Annotated in this window: 11 protein-coding genes and 1 riboswitch; of the genes, 3 read left to right on the top strand and 8 right to left on the bottom strand. The window is 67.7% G+C overall.

What is annotated here, in order from left to right; all coding sequences use genetic code 11:
- Positions 1-37 precede the first annotated feature (37 nt).
- The 8 genes from OHU89_RS33130 to OHU89_RS33165 form a co-directional block, all read right to left on the bottom strand.
- Complete coding sequence (locus OHU89_RS33130) at positions 38-1048, bottom strand: ribonucleotide-diphosphate reductase subunit beta (RefSeq protein ID WP_365392772.1); 1011 nt, start codon at positions 1046-1048, stop codon at positions 38-40.
- On the bottom strand, positions 1048-3417 hold the full coding sequence (locus OHU89_RS33135; protein ID WP_405648381.1) for a ribonucleoside-diphosphate reductase subunit alpha: 2370 nt from the start codon (positions 3415-3417) through the stop codon (positions 1048-1050). The genes OHU89_RS33130 and OHU89_RS33135 overlap by 1 nt, the downstream gene beginning before the upstream one ends.
- A 148-nt stretch (positions 3418-3565) precedes the next feature.
- Positions 3566-3648, bottom strand: a riboswitch (cobalamin riboswitch).
- Between the two features lie 77 nt (positions 3649-3725).
- Positions 3726-4229, bottom strand: coding sequence for a GNAT family N-acetyltransferase (locus OHU89_RS33140; RefSeq protein WP_405648383.1), 504 nt, complete (start codon positions 4227-4229; stop codon positions 3726-3728).
- A 73-nt stretch (positions 4230-4302) separates the two neighbouring features.
- Positions 4303-5913: a monocarboxylate uptake permease MctP gene (gene mctP, locus OHU89_RS33145; protein ID WP_405648385.1), complete on the bottom strand. Its 1611-nt coding sequence runs from the start codon at positions 5911-5913 to the stop codon at positions 4303-4305.
- Positions 5910-6167 carry a DUF3311 domain-containing protein gene (locus OHU89_RS33150; protein ID WP_405648387.1) on the bottom strand — a complete coding sequence of 86 codons (258 nt, stop codon included), beginning with the start codon at positions 6165-6167 and terminating at the stop codon, positions 5910-5912. The genes mctP and OHU89_RS33150 overlap by 4 nt, the downstream gene beginning before the upstream one ends.
- A 126-nt stretch (positions 6168-6293) precedes the next feature.
- Positions 6294-6494 carry a YbdD/YjiX family protein gene (locus tag OHU89_RS33155; RefSeq protein WP_405648389.1) on the bottom strand — a complete coding sequence of 67 codons (201 nt, stop codon included), beginning with the start codon at positions 6492-6494 and terminating at the stop codon, positions 6294-6296.
- The gene (locus OHU89_RS33160; protein ID WP_405648391.1) at positions 6466-8604 is read right to left on the bottom strand and encodes a carbon starvation CstA family protein; all 2139 of its coding nucleotides are present in this window, start codon (positions 8602-8604) and stop codon (positions 6466-6468) included. Before OHU89_RS33160 ends, OHU89_RS33155 begins: the two co-directional genes overlap by 29 nt.
- 109 nt (positions 8605-8713) lie before the next feature.
- Positions 8714-9478 carry a GntR family transcriptional regulator gene (locus tag OHU89_RS33165; protein WP_267014908.1) on the bottom strand — a complete coding sequence of 255 codons (765 nt, stop codon included), beginning with the start codon at positions 9476-9478 and terminating at the stop codon, positions 8714-8716.
- 360 nt (positions 9479-9838) lie between these two features.
- Between OHU89_RS33165 and OHU89_RS33170 the strand changes: the two genes are divergently transcribed.
- From OHU89_RS33170 to OHU89_RS33180, 3 genes are all read left to right on the top strand, one after another.
- The gene (locus OHU89_RS33170) at positions 9839-11122 is read left to right on the top strand and encodes an extracellular solute-binding protein (RefSeq protein WP_361479656.1); all 1284 of its coding nucleotides are present in this window, start codon (positions 9839-9841) and stop codon (positions 11120-11122) included.
- A gap of 76 nt (positions 11123-11198) precedes the next feature.
- A complete protein-coding gene (locus OHU89_RS33175) occupies positions 11199-12188 on the top strand; it encodes a carbohydrate ABC transporter permease (RefSeq protein ID WP_405648394.1) in 990 nt (329 codons plus the stop codon).
- Positions 12185-13060: a carbohydrate ABC transporter permease gene (locus OHU89_RS33180; protein WP_405648396.1), complete on the top strand. Its 876-nt coding sequence runs from the start codon at positions 12185-12187 to the stop codon at positions 13058-13060. The genes OHU89_RS33175 and OHU89_RS33180 overlap by 4 nt, the downstream gene beginning before the upstream one ends.

The raw sequence follows: 13060 nt of genomic DNA on the forward strand, positions 1-13060 counted from the left end.
GACGTAACAGCGGCGAGGAGGGATCCACGATCCTCGGTCAGAAGTCCTCGTCCAGATCGACCGTGCCCTCCACGGCGACCTGGTACGCGGACGGCCGCCGCTCGAAGAAGTTGGTCAGCTCCTGGACGCCCTGCAGCTCCATGAAGGAGAAGGGGTTCTCGGAGCCGTAGATCGGGGCGAAGCCGAGGCGGGTGAGGCGCTGGTCGGCGACGCACTCGAGGTACTGGCGCATCGACTCGGTGTTCATGCCCGGCAGGCCGTCACCGCACAGGTCGCGCCCGAACTGGAGCTCGGCCTCGACGGCCTCCTTCAGCATGTCGACGACCTGCTCCCTGAGCTGGTCGTCGAAGAGCTCCGGCTCCTCCTTGCGGACGGTGTCGACGACCTCGAACGCGAAGGACATGTGCATGGTCTCGTCCCGGAACACCCAGTTGGTGCCGGTGGCGAGGCCGTGCAGCAGGCCCCGGCTGCGGAACCAGTAGACGTAGGCGAAGGCGCCGTAGAAGAACAGGCCCTCGATGCACGCGGCGAAGCAGATCAGGTTGAGGAGGAAGCGGCGGCGGTCGGCCTGCGTCTGCAGGCTCTCCAGCTTCTCGACCTCGTTGATCCACTTGAAGCAGAACTCGGCCTTCTCGCGGATGGAGGGGATGTTCTCCACCGCGTCGAAGGCGGCCGCACGGTCCTCCGGGTCGGGGAGGTAGGTGTCCAGGAGGGTCAGATAGAACTGGACGTGCACGGCCTCCTCGAAGAGCTGGCGCGACAGGTACAGGCGCGCCTCCGGGGAGTTGATGTGCTTGTAGAGGGTCAGAACCAGGTTGTTCGCGACGATCGAGTCGCCCGTTGCGAAGAAGGCCACCAGGCGGCCGATCATGTGCTGTTCGCCCTCGGACAGCTTCGCCAGGTCGGCGACGTCCGAGTGGAGGTCGACCTCCTCGACGGTCCAGGTGTTCTTGATGGCGTCCCGGTAGCGCTCGTAGAAGTCCGGGTAGCGCATGGGGCGCAGAGTCAGCTCGAAGCCGGGGTCGAGCAGGTTCTGGTTGCTGGGCATTACTGGCAGGCCTCGCAGGACTCGGGGTTCTCAAGGGAGCAGGCGAGGGCCTCTTCGGAGGTCACCTGCTGGACGGGGATGCTCTTCTCGGGCTGAGCCTGCGCCTGGGCCGCGCGGGCGATCCTCGTCGCCGGGCGCGAGCGCAGGTAGTACGTCGTCTTCAGACCCTGCTTCCAGGCGTACGCGTACATCGAGGAGAGCTTGCCGATGGTGGGCGTCTCCAGGAACAGGTTCAGGGACTGCGACTGGTCGAGGAACGGGGTCCGGTCCGCGGCCATGTCGATCAGGCCGCGCTGCGGGATCTCCCACGCCGTGCGGTACAGGTCGCGGACGTCCTGCGGCACCCAGGTGAAGCCCTGTACCGAGCCGTTGGACTCGCGCAGCGCCTCCCGGGTCTGCGCGTCCCAGACGCCGAGCTGCTTCAACTCGGCGACCAGGTAGGAGTTGACCTGGAGGAACTCGCCGGACAGCGTCTCGCGCTTGAAGAGGTTCGAGACCTGCGGCTCGATGCACTCGTACACGCCCGCGATGGACGCGATGGTGGCCGTGGGGGCGATCGCCAGCAGGAGCGAGTTGCGCATACCGACCGCGGCGATACGCTCCCGCAGTGCGGCCCAGCGCTCCGGCCAGGTGAGCTCCACGTCGTAGTGGTCGGGGTGCAGGACACCCTTCGCGGTACGGGTCTTCTCCCACGCCGGCAGCGGGCCGTTGCGCTCGGCCAGGTCGGCGGAGGCCTCGTACGCGGCGAGCATGATGCGCTCGGCGATCCGGGTGGAGAGCGCCTTGGCCTGCGGGGAGTCGAAGGGCAGCCGCAGCTTGAAGAAGACGTCCTGGAGGCCCATCGCACCCAGGCCCACCGGCCGCCAGCGGGCGTTGGAACGGCCCGCCTGCTCGGTCGGGTAGAAGTTGATGTCGACGACCCGGTCGAGGAAGGTGACGGCGGTGCGGACGGTCTCGTCCAGCCGCTCCCAGTCGATGTCGTCGCCGACAACGAACGCGCCGAGGTTGACGGACCCCAGGTTGCAGACCGCCGTCTCCCCGTCGTCGGTCACCTCCAGGATCTCCGTGCAGAGGTTGGACGAGTGGACGACGCTGCCCGCCTCGGCCGTCTGGTTGGCGGTGCGGTTGGCGGCGTCCTTGAAGGTCATCCAGCCGTTGCCGGTCTGCGCGAGGGTGCGCATCATGCGGCCGTACAGGTCACGCGCCGGGATGGTCTTCTTGGCGATGCCCTTCGTCTCCGCCTCGCGGTACGCGGCGTCGAACTCCGCGCCCCACAGGTCGACCAGCTCGGGCACGTCGGCGGGGGAGAACAGGGACCACTGGCCGTCGGCGTTCACCCGGCGCATGAACTCGTCCGGGATCCAGTGCGCGAGGTTCAGGTTGTGCGTACGCCGGGCGTCCTCACCGGTGTTGTCCCGCAGTTCCAGGAACTCCTCGATGTCGGAGTGCCAGGTCTCCAGGTAGACCGCGGCCGCACCCTTGCGCCGGCCACCCTGGTTCACCGCGGCGACCGAGGCGTCGAGCGTCTTCAGGAACGGGACGATGCCGTTGGAGTGCCCGTTGGTGCCGCGGATCAGCGAACCGCGGCTGCGGATACGGGAGTACGACAGTCCGATGCCGCCGGCGTGCTTCGAGAGACGGGCGACCTGGTGGTAGCGGTCGTAGATGGAGTCCAGCTCGTCCAGCGGGGAGTCGAGGAGGTAGCAGGACGACATCTGGGGGTGCCGGGTGCCGGAGTTGAAGAGCGTGGGGGAGGAGGGGAGGTAGTCGAGGCGGCTCATGAGCCGGTAGAGCGCGGCGACTTCGTCCAGGGCCCTGGCGGTGTCGTCCTCGGCGAGGCCGGACGCCACCCGGAGCATGAAGTGCTGGGGGGTCTCGATGACCTGACGCGTGATCGGGTGCCGCAGGAGGTAGCGGCTGTGCAGGGTGCGCAGGCCGAAGTAGCCGAAGCGGTCGTCGGCGTGCACGTCGATCAAGGCGTCGAGCCGCGAGGCGTGCACCCGGACGAACTCCGCCGTGCGGTCCGCGACCAGGCCCTCACGGTGGCCGACCGCGACCGACCCGGTGAAGGTCGTGACGCCCTGCGAGGCGGCCTCGGCGGCGATGCTGATCGTCAGCAGCCGGGCGGCGAGCCGGGAGTAGGCGGGGTCCTCGGAGATCAGCCCCGCGGCCGCCTCGGTCGCCAGCTCGCGCAGCTCCGACTCGTCGGCCCGGGCGGACCGGCCGCGCAGCGCGGCGGCGGCGACCCGTCCGGGGTCGGCGTCGGGGAGGTCGGCGGTCAGCTCGGTCAGGGTCCGCAGCAGCGCGGTACCGGGACCGTCGGTCTCCGCCTGCGTCACTGAAGCCGGGTCGACTGGCGCGATGGTCACGTGGGGGCTCTCCCTCGCTCGGCACGGGGGCCTTGCGGAGGGCAGGGGGCAGCACACGAGCGCACGGGGCGTCGCGTCCACCGGCCCACTCCACGAGGCCCGGACGTCTTGGCACCCGGGCCACGGCGGCCTGGGCACACTGTCGACAGGTCCTCGGACTGACTCTCATATGTGCTTATGCACGCATGAGTACACCGTTGCGGGACAGTTCCGGATTCGCACCGGATTCCCCTGCGGCGACAGCGAGCATGAGCATACATCTTGTGCCGGGTTCTGTTGGCACCCCTAGATGTTGTGTCGCAGCGACTTCAGAGAGTCAACTCGTAGGTGAGAAGCGTGAACTCGTCGCCCTGGATCGGGTTCCAGTCGCGTGCGGGGACGCGGGTGAAGCCGAGACGTTCGTAGATGCGGTGCGCGGCGTGCATGATCTGCTGGGTCGACAGGACCATGCCGGTGCAGCCGTCGGCTGCTCTGGCCCGGTCGACGCAGGCGCGGACGAGGGCTTCGCCGGCTCCTCTGCCGCGGGCCGCCCGGGACACGGCCAGCATGCGGATCTCGGCCTCTCCGGGGCGGGCGAGGTTGGCCATGGGGCCGCCGGCGGGGACGTAGGTGACGGTGCCGATCGGCTCGCCGCCGAGGAGGGCCACGAGTACCTCGGCCGCCGCGGCTCGTTTGGCGACGTCTCTCAACTCGCCCAGGTACCAGTCGCTCTCGCCGAAGGTGAGGAGGCCGTCCAGGAGGTAGGCCTGGGCCGTGATCTCGCCGATCGCGTCGTATTCGGTGGGGTCCGCAGCCCGGATCTCGATGTCCATGAGGGCGAGTGTGCCCGACCGACACGCTGACGGGCCGCCGGATGTTCCGGCGGCCCGTCGATCACCGTGACCCTCAGTGAGCGGAACCCGCGGTCGCCGGCGGCAGCTCCACCTGTACGCCCGGGTCGCCCGCGTCCGCCGTGTAGTCCTCGGGGCGCGTCTCGTCGACGCCCTCGGGGGCCTTCGCGGCCCTCAGGACGAAGGTGAGGACCACCGTGACCACCACGTTGAGCACGAACGCCGTCAGACCGATGTAGCCGATCTCGCCGATGCCCGGGATCTCCTTCGACGAGCCGCCGAAGTGCTTCTGCGTGGGGGAGGCCACGCCGTACGCCGCGACCGTGCCGTAGATCATGCCGACCGCCCAGCCCGCGAGCAGTGCCCAGCGGTGGAACCAGCGGGTGAACAGGCCGCCGACCAGCGCCGGGAAGGTCTGGAGGATCCAGATGCCGCCCAGGAGCTGGAAGTTGATGGCGACCGTCTTGTCCATGGTGAGGACGAAGACCAGGGCGCCCACCTTCACCAGCAGCGAGACCAGCTTGGAGATCTTCGTCTCCTGCTCCGGCGTCGCGTCCGGCTTGATGAAGTCCTTGTAGATGTTGCGGGTGAAGAGGTTCGCGGCCGCGATGGACATGATCGCCGCCGGCACCAGCGCGCCGATGCCGATCGCCGCGAAGGCCACGCCCGCGAACCAGCTCGGGAACATGTCCTCGAAGAGCTGCGGGATCGCCAACTGCGGGTTGGTGACGTCGACATCGGCCGCGATCGCCATGAAGCCCAGCAGGGCGAGCAGGCCCAGCATCAGCGAGTACAGCGGCAGGATCGTGGTGTTGCGGCGGATCACCTCACGGCTCTTGGAGGAGAGCGTCGCGGTGATCGAGTGCGGGTACATGAACAGCGCGAGCGCGGAGCCCAACGCCAGCGTGGCGTACGTCCATTGGCCCGCCTCGAGCGGGACCAGGCCGCCCGCCTTGGCGGCGGTGTACTTGTCGTTCGCCGCGCCGAAGATCTCGTCGAACCCGCCCAGCTTGATCGGGATGTAGATGATCGCCACCGCGATGACGATGTAGATCAGCGTGTCCTTCACGAACGCGATCATCGCGGGGGCACGCAGACCCGAGGAGTAGGTGTACGCCGCCAGCACACCGAAGGCGATGAGGAGCGGGAGGTCCTTGACGAACCAGTTGGTGTTCTCCCCGCCGCCGACGCCCATCACGTCCAGCACCGCCTGGATGCCGACGAGTTGGAGGGCGATGTAGGGCATCGTCGCCAGGATGCCCGTGACGGCCACCGCCAGCGACAGGCCCTTGGAGCCCCACCGGCCGCGCACGAAGTCGGACGTCGTCACATAGCCGTGCTTGTGGGAGACCGACCAGAGCCGGGGCAGGAAGGTGAAGATGAGCGGGTAGACGAGGATCGTGTACGGCACCGCGAAGAAGCCGGCCGCGCCCGCCGCGTAGATCGCCGCCGGTACGGCGACGAAGGTGTACGCGGTGTAGAGGTCGCCGCCGAGCAGGAACCAGGTGATCCAGGTGCCGAACGACCGGCCGCCCAGGCCCCATTCGTCCAGCGTGTGCTCGTTCTCGGCCTTGCGCCAGCGCGAGGCCAGGAAGCCCATGACCGTGACGGCCAGGAAGAAGATGATGAAGACGGCGAGTGCCACGCCGTTCACGCCGTCGTTCACTTGGAGGCACCTTCCCGGCGGCCGCGCTGGTCACGCTGCCACAGCTTGTACGCGACCATCGTCAGCGCGGTGGAGATGAGCACCCACAGCATCTGGTACCAGTAGAAGAACGGGATGCCTATGAACGTGGGGTCGACCTTGGCGTACGAGCCGACCCACAGCATGGCGACGAACGGTGCCAGGAGGCACAGGGCGATGACGACCCGCACGGGTGTCACCACCGGTGGTCTGGCCTCGGGCGAATCTGTTGACATACGGCGGCTCCGATCCCCTCACTGATCACCGTGTAACGCGCAGGCAATCTAGGTCACGGTGTGACAGGAGTGGAAGACCTCGTCCGCATATCGGTATGTCGATTCGGTGAAGGTCCGGAATCGGTGTCAGCAGCAGCGGAATCCCTGCCGGGGGTCCGCCTCCTGCCGGTCCGTCCGCATCCGCTCGAACGCCCGCCGGGTCGGCACGTCCGCCTGCGGGTGGTCCCGGCGGACGTGCGCGACATAGCGGTCGTACGCCGACTCGTCGGTCAGCTCACGCACGTACCAGCGCACCCCCTCAACTGCCCGCCGCAGTGCCGACCTCATGGCGTGCCTCCTCCTTCTCCTCCCGGGTCGGGAACAGCCCGTCCGGGGCGACGATCTTCGACTCGACGTACGGCGACTCGCTGAGCGTGGAGAGCGCGGGACGGCGTACGTGCCGGACGCAGACCCGCAGGGCGTCGGCGATCACCACGACGATCAGCAGCGCGAGGACGGCCGTCAGTACGCCGTCCACCGTGGAGTTGGTGACCACGGTGCGCATGTCGTCCATGCTCTTGGCGGGCGGCAGCACCTCGCCCCGGTCGATGGCGTCCTGGAAGATCTGGCGCTGCTTGAAGAAGCCGACCTTGGGATCGCTGGAGAACACCTTCTGCCAGCTCGCGGTCAGCGTGACCGTGGCGTCCCAGGCGAGCGGGATCCCGGTGATCCAGGCCCACTTGAGGCGTCCGGACTTCACGAGCAGTGTGGTGCAGACGGCCAGGGCGACGGCGGCGAGGAGCTGGTTGGAGATGCCGAAGATCGGGAACAACTGGTTGATCCCGCCGAGGGGTTCGTGGACGCCCACCCAGAGGAAGTACCCCCACAGACCGCACACGATCGCGCTGGTGATGACCAGGCCGGGCTTCCAACTGATGTTCTTGAAGGGCTTGATGACGTTGCCCAGCATGTCCTGGAGCATGAACCGGCCCACGCGGGTGCCGGCGTCGAGCGCGGTCAGGATGAACAGCGCCTCGAACATGATCGCGAAGTGATACCAGAAGGCCCTCAGGCTCCCGCCAGTGACCTTGGAGAAGATCTCCGAGACCCCGATGGCCAGGGTGGGCGCCCCGCCGGTCCGGGACAACAGACTTGATTCCTCGACCCGTTCGGCCGCGCGGGCCAGGTCGTCGGGGGAGATCGCGTAGCCCCACCCGGTCACCACCCGCGAGGCCTCCTGCACGGTCGTGCCGATCGCTCCCGAGGGCGCGTTCATCGCGAAGTACAGGCCCGGGTCGATGATGCTCGCCGCGACCAGTGCCATCACGGCGACCGACGACTCCATCAGCATGGAGCCGTAGCCGATCATCCGGACCTGCGTCTCCTTCTGGATCATCTTCGGCGTGGTGCCGGAGGAGATGAGGGAGTGGAAGCCGGACAGGGCGCCGCAGGCGATGGTGATGAAGACGAAGGGGAACAACGACCCCGCGAAGACAGGGCCGTTGCCGCGCGAGGCGAAGTCGGTGACCGCGTCCATCTTCAGGGTCGGCAGGGAGACGACGACACCGAGTGCGAGCAGGAAGATCGTGCCGATCTTCATGAAGGTGGAGAGGTAGTCGCGCGGTGCGAGCAGCATCCACACCGGCAGGATCGAGGCGATGAAGCCGTACGCCACCAGCCAGACGACCAGCGTCGAGGGCGCGAGGGTGAAGGTGCCGGCCCACGAGGACTCCGCGACCCAGCGCCCCGCGATCAGGGCGAACAGCAGCAGCGCCACGCCGATGAGCGAGACCTCGGCGACCCGGCCGGGGCGCAGGACCCGCAGATAGAAGCCCATGAGCAGGGCGATCGGGATGGTCATCGCGATGGAGAAGGTGCCCCAGGGCGACTGTGCGAGGGCGTTGACGATGACCAGGGCCAGCACACCGAGCAGGATGATCATGATGGCGAACGCCGCGATGAGCGCTGCCGCGCCGCCGAACGGGCCGATCTCCTCGCGGGCCATCTGGCCGAGCGAGCGGCCGTCGCGCCGGGTCGAGAAGAACAGCACCACCATGTCCTGGACGGCGCCCGCGAAGATCACGCCCACGATGATCCAGATCGTGCCGGGCAGATAGCCCATCTGCGCGGCCAGCACGGGGCCGACGAGCGGTCCGGCGCCGGCGATCGCCGCGAAGTGGTGGCCGAGGAGGACGCGCCGGTCGGTGGGGTGGAAGTCGATGCCGTTGTCGAGGCGTTCGGCCGGGGTGGCCCGGGTCCTGTCGACCTTGAGGACCTTGTACGCGATGAACTTCGAGTAGAAGCGGTAGCCGATCGCGTACGAGCCGAGGGCGGCCGCGACCATCCAGGCGGCGGAGACGTCCTCACCGCGGGAGAGTGCGAGCACGGCCCAGCCCGTGGCGGCGATCAGCGCGACGACGGTCCAGATGGCGATGGTTCGGACGTTCGCGGTACGCACAGCGCGGTCCTCCCGTCCATACGGAGACGGGAGGACCGTAGAGCAGGATGTGCGGTTCCGCTACACCGCGTGCGGTATTGAAGAAGCTCTGCTCGACATGGAAAGAGCGCTACTCGACAGGCCTCTTGAGCCTCGCCACGAACTTGTACCTGTCCCCGCGGTACACCGACCGGACCCACTCCACCGGCTGCCCGTCCCGGTCCAGGGAGTGGCGGGACAGCATCAGCATCGGCAGGCCCACGTCGGTGCCGAGCAGGCCGGCCTCGCGGGGGGTGGCCAGCGAGGTCTCGATGGTCTCCTCGGCCTCGGCGAGATGGACGTCGTAGACCTCGGCGAGGGCGGTGTAGAGGGACGTGTACTTCACGAGACTGCGCCTCAGTGCCGGGAAGCGCTTGGCGCTGAGGTGGGTCGTCTCGATGGCCATCGGCTCGCCGTTCGCCATGCGGAGGCGCTCGATGCGCAGCACCCGGCCGCCGGCCGTGATGTCGAGGAGCTCGGCGAGGCGGTCGTCGGCGGTGATGTAGCCGATGTCCAGGAGCTGCGAGGTGGGTTCGAGGCCCTGGGCGCGCATGTCCTCGGTGTACGAGGTGAGTTGGAGCGCTTGGGAGACCTTCGGCTTGGCGACGAAGGTGCCCTTGCCCTGGATGCGTTCGAGGCGGCCCTCGACGACGAGCTCCTGAAGGGCCTGGCGGACGGTCGTGCGGGAGGTGTCGAACTCCGCGGCCAGGGTGCGCTCGGGCGGGACCGGCGTACCGGGCGACTGTGTCTCCGTCATGTCGAGCAGGTGCTTCTTCAGGCGGTAGTACTTGGGCACGCGCGCGGTACGGACGCCGGCCCCGCCCTCGTTCTCCGCACTGCTGACGTCGGTGCTCATGCTCTGCCTTCCCGGCTCCGGATGCGGCTCACATCGTGGCACGGCAGCGTACCGGGGTGTCCCCCGTACGCTCCGTGATCCCCTCTGTATACCGTCGCGGTCTCTTTTGGTCTAGTCCACCAGGTCAAATGGTCTAGTGGAAGTCTGCCCTCCGCGGCCCATGTTTTCGAGGGCTTCTTACTTAAAGGTTCCTGCATATGTAGGTCCCATAACGGCTGGTCGGAGCCGGTTCGGACACCCTTGACAGGCTTGTTGGTCTGCTCCAAGCTCCGGTTACTGGTCTACACCATTGGTCCAGGTCCCGGCCCAACGCTCGTGCGGGGAGGCAGGGGGGTTTGTGGCATCCCTGAGGAGGGTGGCGTGAAGCGCAAGCTGATAGCCGCGATCGGTATCGCGGGCATGATGGTCTCCATCGCGGCATGTGGGGACAGTGACAGCGGCAGCTCGGACAACAGCGGCGCCGACGCCAAGGAACTGACCGTCTGGCTCACCGTGGACGCGCAGAACAACTGGCCCGAGCTGGTGAAGGCCGCCGACGCGGCGATCGTGAAGAAGCACCCGGGCATCAAGATCAAGCACGAGTACTACGGCTGGCCGGACAAGAACGCCAAGCTCGACGCGGTCCTCGCCACCGACAAGGCCCCCGACGTGGTCGAGATGGGCAACACCGAGATGCTGAGCTACATGGTCAAGGGCGCCTTCGCGCCCGTCGACCCGGCGAAGTTCGACAGCTCGGACGCCTGGCTGGACGGCCTCAAGGCCTCGGTGACCTACGACGGCAAGACCTACGGTGTCCCGTACTACGCCGGTGGCCGCGTCGCCAACTGGCGCAAGGACCTCTTCGCCTCGGTCGGCGTCAAGTCCACGCCGAAGACGTACGACGAGCTCACCGCCGCCCTGGACAAGGTCCAGAAGAAGGAGGGCGACAAGTTCAACGCGTGGTACCAGCCCACCCGTGACTGGTACGCGGCCATGTCCTTCGTCTACGACGCCGGCGGCTCCATCGCGGTCGAGTCCGGCGGCCAGTGGAAGGCCAACCTCTCCTCGCCCGAGTCCGTCAAGGGCCTGAAGGCGTTCCAGAACGTCGTCGACACGTACATGCACGGCGACAAGACCAAGGACGAGTCCGACCGCTACATCGTCTACGGCCAGGGCAAGTCCGGCATGATCTTCGCTCCCGCGTGGGAGGGCGCCACCGCCGCGGCCAAGGAGAACGACAAGACCGGCAAGCTCGAGGGCAACGTCGAGAACTTCGTGATGCCCGGCCCGTCCGGCAAGAACCTCCCCGTCTTCCTGGGCGGCTCCGACCTCGCCGTACCGGTGAAGTCCGACGCGCAGGCCGTCGCCGCCGAGTGGATCAACGCCTTCACGGGCTCCGCCGGCCAGAAGGGCCTGATGGCCAAGGGCAACCTGCCCAACAACAAGACCGACCTCGCCACCCTGAAGAACGACCCGGCGACGGCGGTCCCGGCCACCGCGGCCGAGTCCAACTGGTTCGTCCCGATGGCGCCCGGCTGGGGCCAGGTCGAGAAGGCCCAGGTCCTGCAGACCATGCTGCAGTCCATCGGCACCGGCAAGAAGTCGGTCGAGGACGCCGCGAAGGAAGCGGACGCCGCGATCGACAAGGTCATCAACACCAAGTGACCATCGGCGGGGCCCCGTTGAGCGTGACGGGGCCCTGCTTCTCGTACGACCTGAGGGACCGCTGAGGAGCGCGCGGATGAGTGCCGCAGACACGACCACTGCCAAAGTGCCGCCGGCGCGGCAGTCACCACCACCAGCACCGGCCGTGGGGAAGAAGCCATCCGGAGGGCGGAGTTCCGGCGGAGCCGGCACCCCCTGGCTGCTGCTCGCCCCCTGTCTGCTGATCCTGGCGCTCGTCCTCGGCTATCCGCTGGTCCGCCTGGTCACCCTGTCCTTCCAGGAGTTCGGGCAGTCCCAGCTGTGGGGCTTCAAGCCGGCCGAGTCGGTCGGGTTCGACAACTTCAGCAAGGTGCTGGGCGACGGCGAGTTCTGGGCGGTCGTCGTGCGCACGGTCGTCTTCGCGGCCGGCTGCGTCATCTTCACGATGGTCGCCGGCATGCTGATCGCGCTGCTGCTCCAGCGGGTCTCCGGCTGGGTGAAGACCCTCGTCAACATCGCCCTCGTGGCCAGCTGGGGCATGCCGATCATCGTCGCCACCACCGTCTTCAAGTGGCTCTTCGACGCGGACTACGGCATCCTCAACGCGCTGCTCAGCAAGTTGCCCGGGGTCGAGATGGTCGGCCACAACTGGTTCGCGAGCGGACCGCAGGGTCTGGCCGTGATCATGCTGCTGGTGGTCTGGGGAGCCGTCCCCTTCGTCGTGATCACCCTCAGCGCCGGGCTCACCCAGGTCCCGGCCGAGCTGGAGGAGGCGGCCCGCCTCGACGGCGCGGGCGCCTGGGGCGTCTTCCGCTTCGTCACCCTCCCCATCCTCAAGCCGATCATCGTGATGCTCACGACGCTCTCGGTCATCTGGGACATGGGCGTCTTCCCGCAGGTCTTCGTGATGCGCAACGGGCATCCGGAGGCCGAGTTCCAGCTCCTCACCACCTACTCCTACGACCGTGCCTTCGTGGTCAACGACTATGCCCAGGGCTCGGCGATCGCCCTGCTCACCGTGCTGCTCCTGCTCGGCGTGGTCGCGGTCTACATGCGTCAGATGCTGAAGATCGGAGACGTCGAATGACCAGCACGAGCGCGATCGCCACCTCGGGGCGCGGTTCGCAGGGCCGTTCAGGGCGCCGGAAGTCCAAGGCCGGCTGGAACCTCCTCGGTCTCCTCGTCTTCGTCACCGCCGGCTTCCCCGTCTACTGGATGCTCAACACGGCCTTCAAGCCGGCCAAGGACGCCATCGACCCGGATCCGAGCCTGCTGCCCACCGGCATCACGTTCTCCAACTTCGACCGGGCGCTGAACATCGCCGACTTCTGGGGCCCGGTCGGCCGCAGCCTCATCGTGTCCCTCTCGGTGGTGGCGATCGGCGTCGTCATCGGCCTGCTGGCCGCGCTCGCCATCTCCCGGTTCGCGTTCCGCGGCCGCAAGATCGTGATCGTCGGCATCCTGGCGGTCCAGATGGTCCCGCTGGTCGCGATGATCATCCCGGTCTTCCTGCTGCTCAACGACCTCGGTCAGTACGACCGGTTGTCCGGCCTGGTCCTCACCTATCTGACCTTCATCCTCCCCTTCACGGTGTGGACGCTGCGCGGCTTCATCGTCAACATCCCGAAGGAGCTGGAGGAGGCGGCGATGGTGGACGGCTGCTCCCGCACGACCGCGTTCCTGCGCGTGGTCTTCCCGCTCCTCGCCCCCGGCATGGTCGCCACCTCGGTCTACGGCTTCATCCAGGCCTGGAACGAGTACCTCTACGCCCTCATGCTGCTCAGCCAGGAGAACCAGACGGCGACCGTCTGGCTGGGCAACTTCACCACCAAGCACGGCACCGAATACGCCCCGATGATGGCCGGATCGACCCTGATGGCCGTGCCGATCGTCGTCCTGTTCCTCCTCGTCCAGCGCAAGATGGCCGCGGGTCTGACCGCCGGCGCGGTGAAGGGATAA

The organism is Streptomyces sp. NBC_00019, from assembly GCF_045041015.1.
Classification (GTDB): Bacteria; Actinomycetota; Actinomycetes; order Streptomycetales; family Streptomycetaceae; genus Streptomyces.

Bases quoted from the DNA above. Each gene is read 5' to 3' on its own strand.
- OHU89_RS33180 (WP_405648396.1), top strand. From the start codon at position 12,185: ATGACCAGCACGAGCGCGATCGCCACCTCGGGGCGCGGTTCGCAGGGC.
- OHU89_RS33165 (WP_267014908.1), bottom strand. From the start codon at position 9,478: ATGAGCACCGACGTCAGCAGTGCGGAGAACGAGGGCGGGGCCGGCGTC.
- OHU89_RS33175 (WP_405648394.1), top strand. From the start codon at position 11,199: ATGAGTGCCGCAGACACGACCACTGCCAAAGTGCCGCCGGCGCGGCAG.
- OHU89_RS33150 (WP_405648387.1), bottom strand. From the start codon at position 6,167: ATGTCAACAGATTCGCCCGAGGCCAGACCACCGGTGGTGACACCCGTG.
- OHU89_RS33140 (WP_405648383.1), bottom strand. From the start codon at position 4,229: ATGGACATCGAGATCCGGGCTGCGGACCCCACCGAATACGACGCGATC.
- OHU89_RS33155 (WP_405648389.1), bottom strand. From the start codon at position 6,494: ATGAGGTCGGCACTGCGGCGGGCAGTTGAGGGGGTGCGCTGGTACGTG.
- OHU89_RS33130 (WP_365392772.1), bottom strand. From the start codon at position 1,048: ATGCCCAGCAACCAGAACCTGCTCGACCCCGGCTTCGAGCTGACTCTG.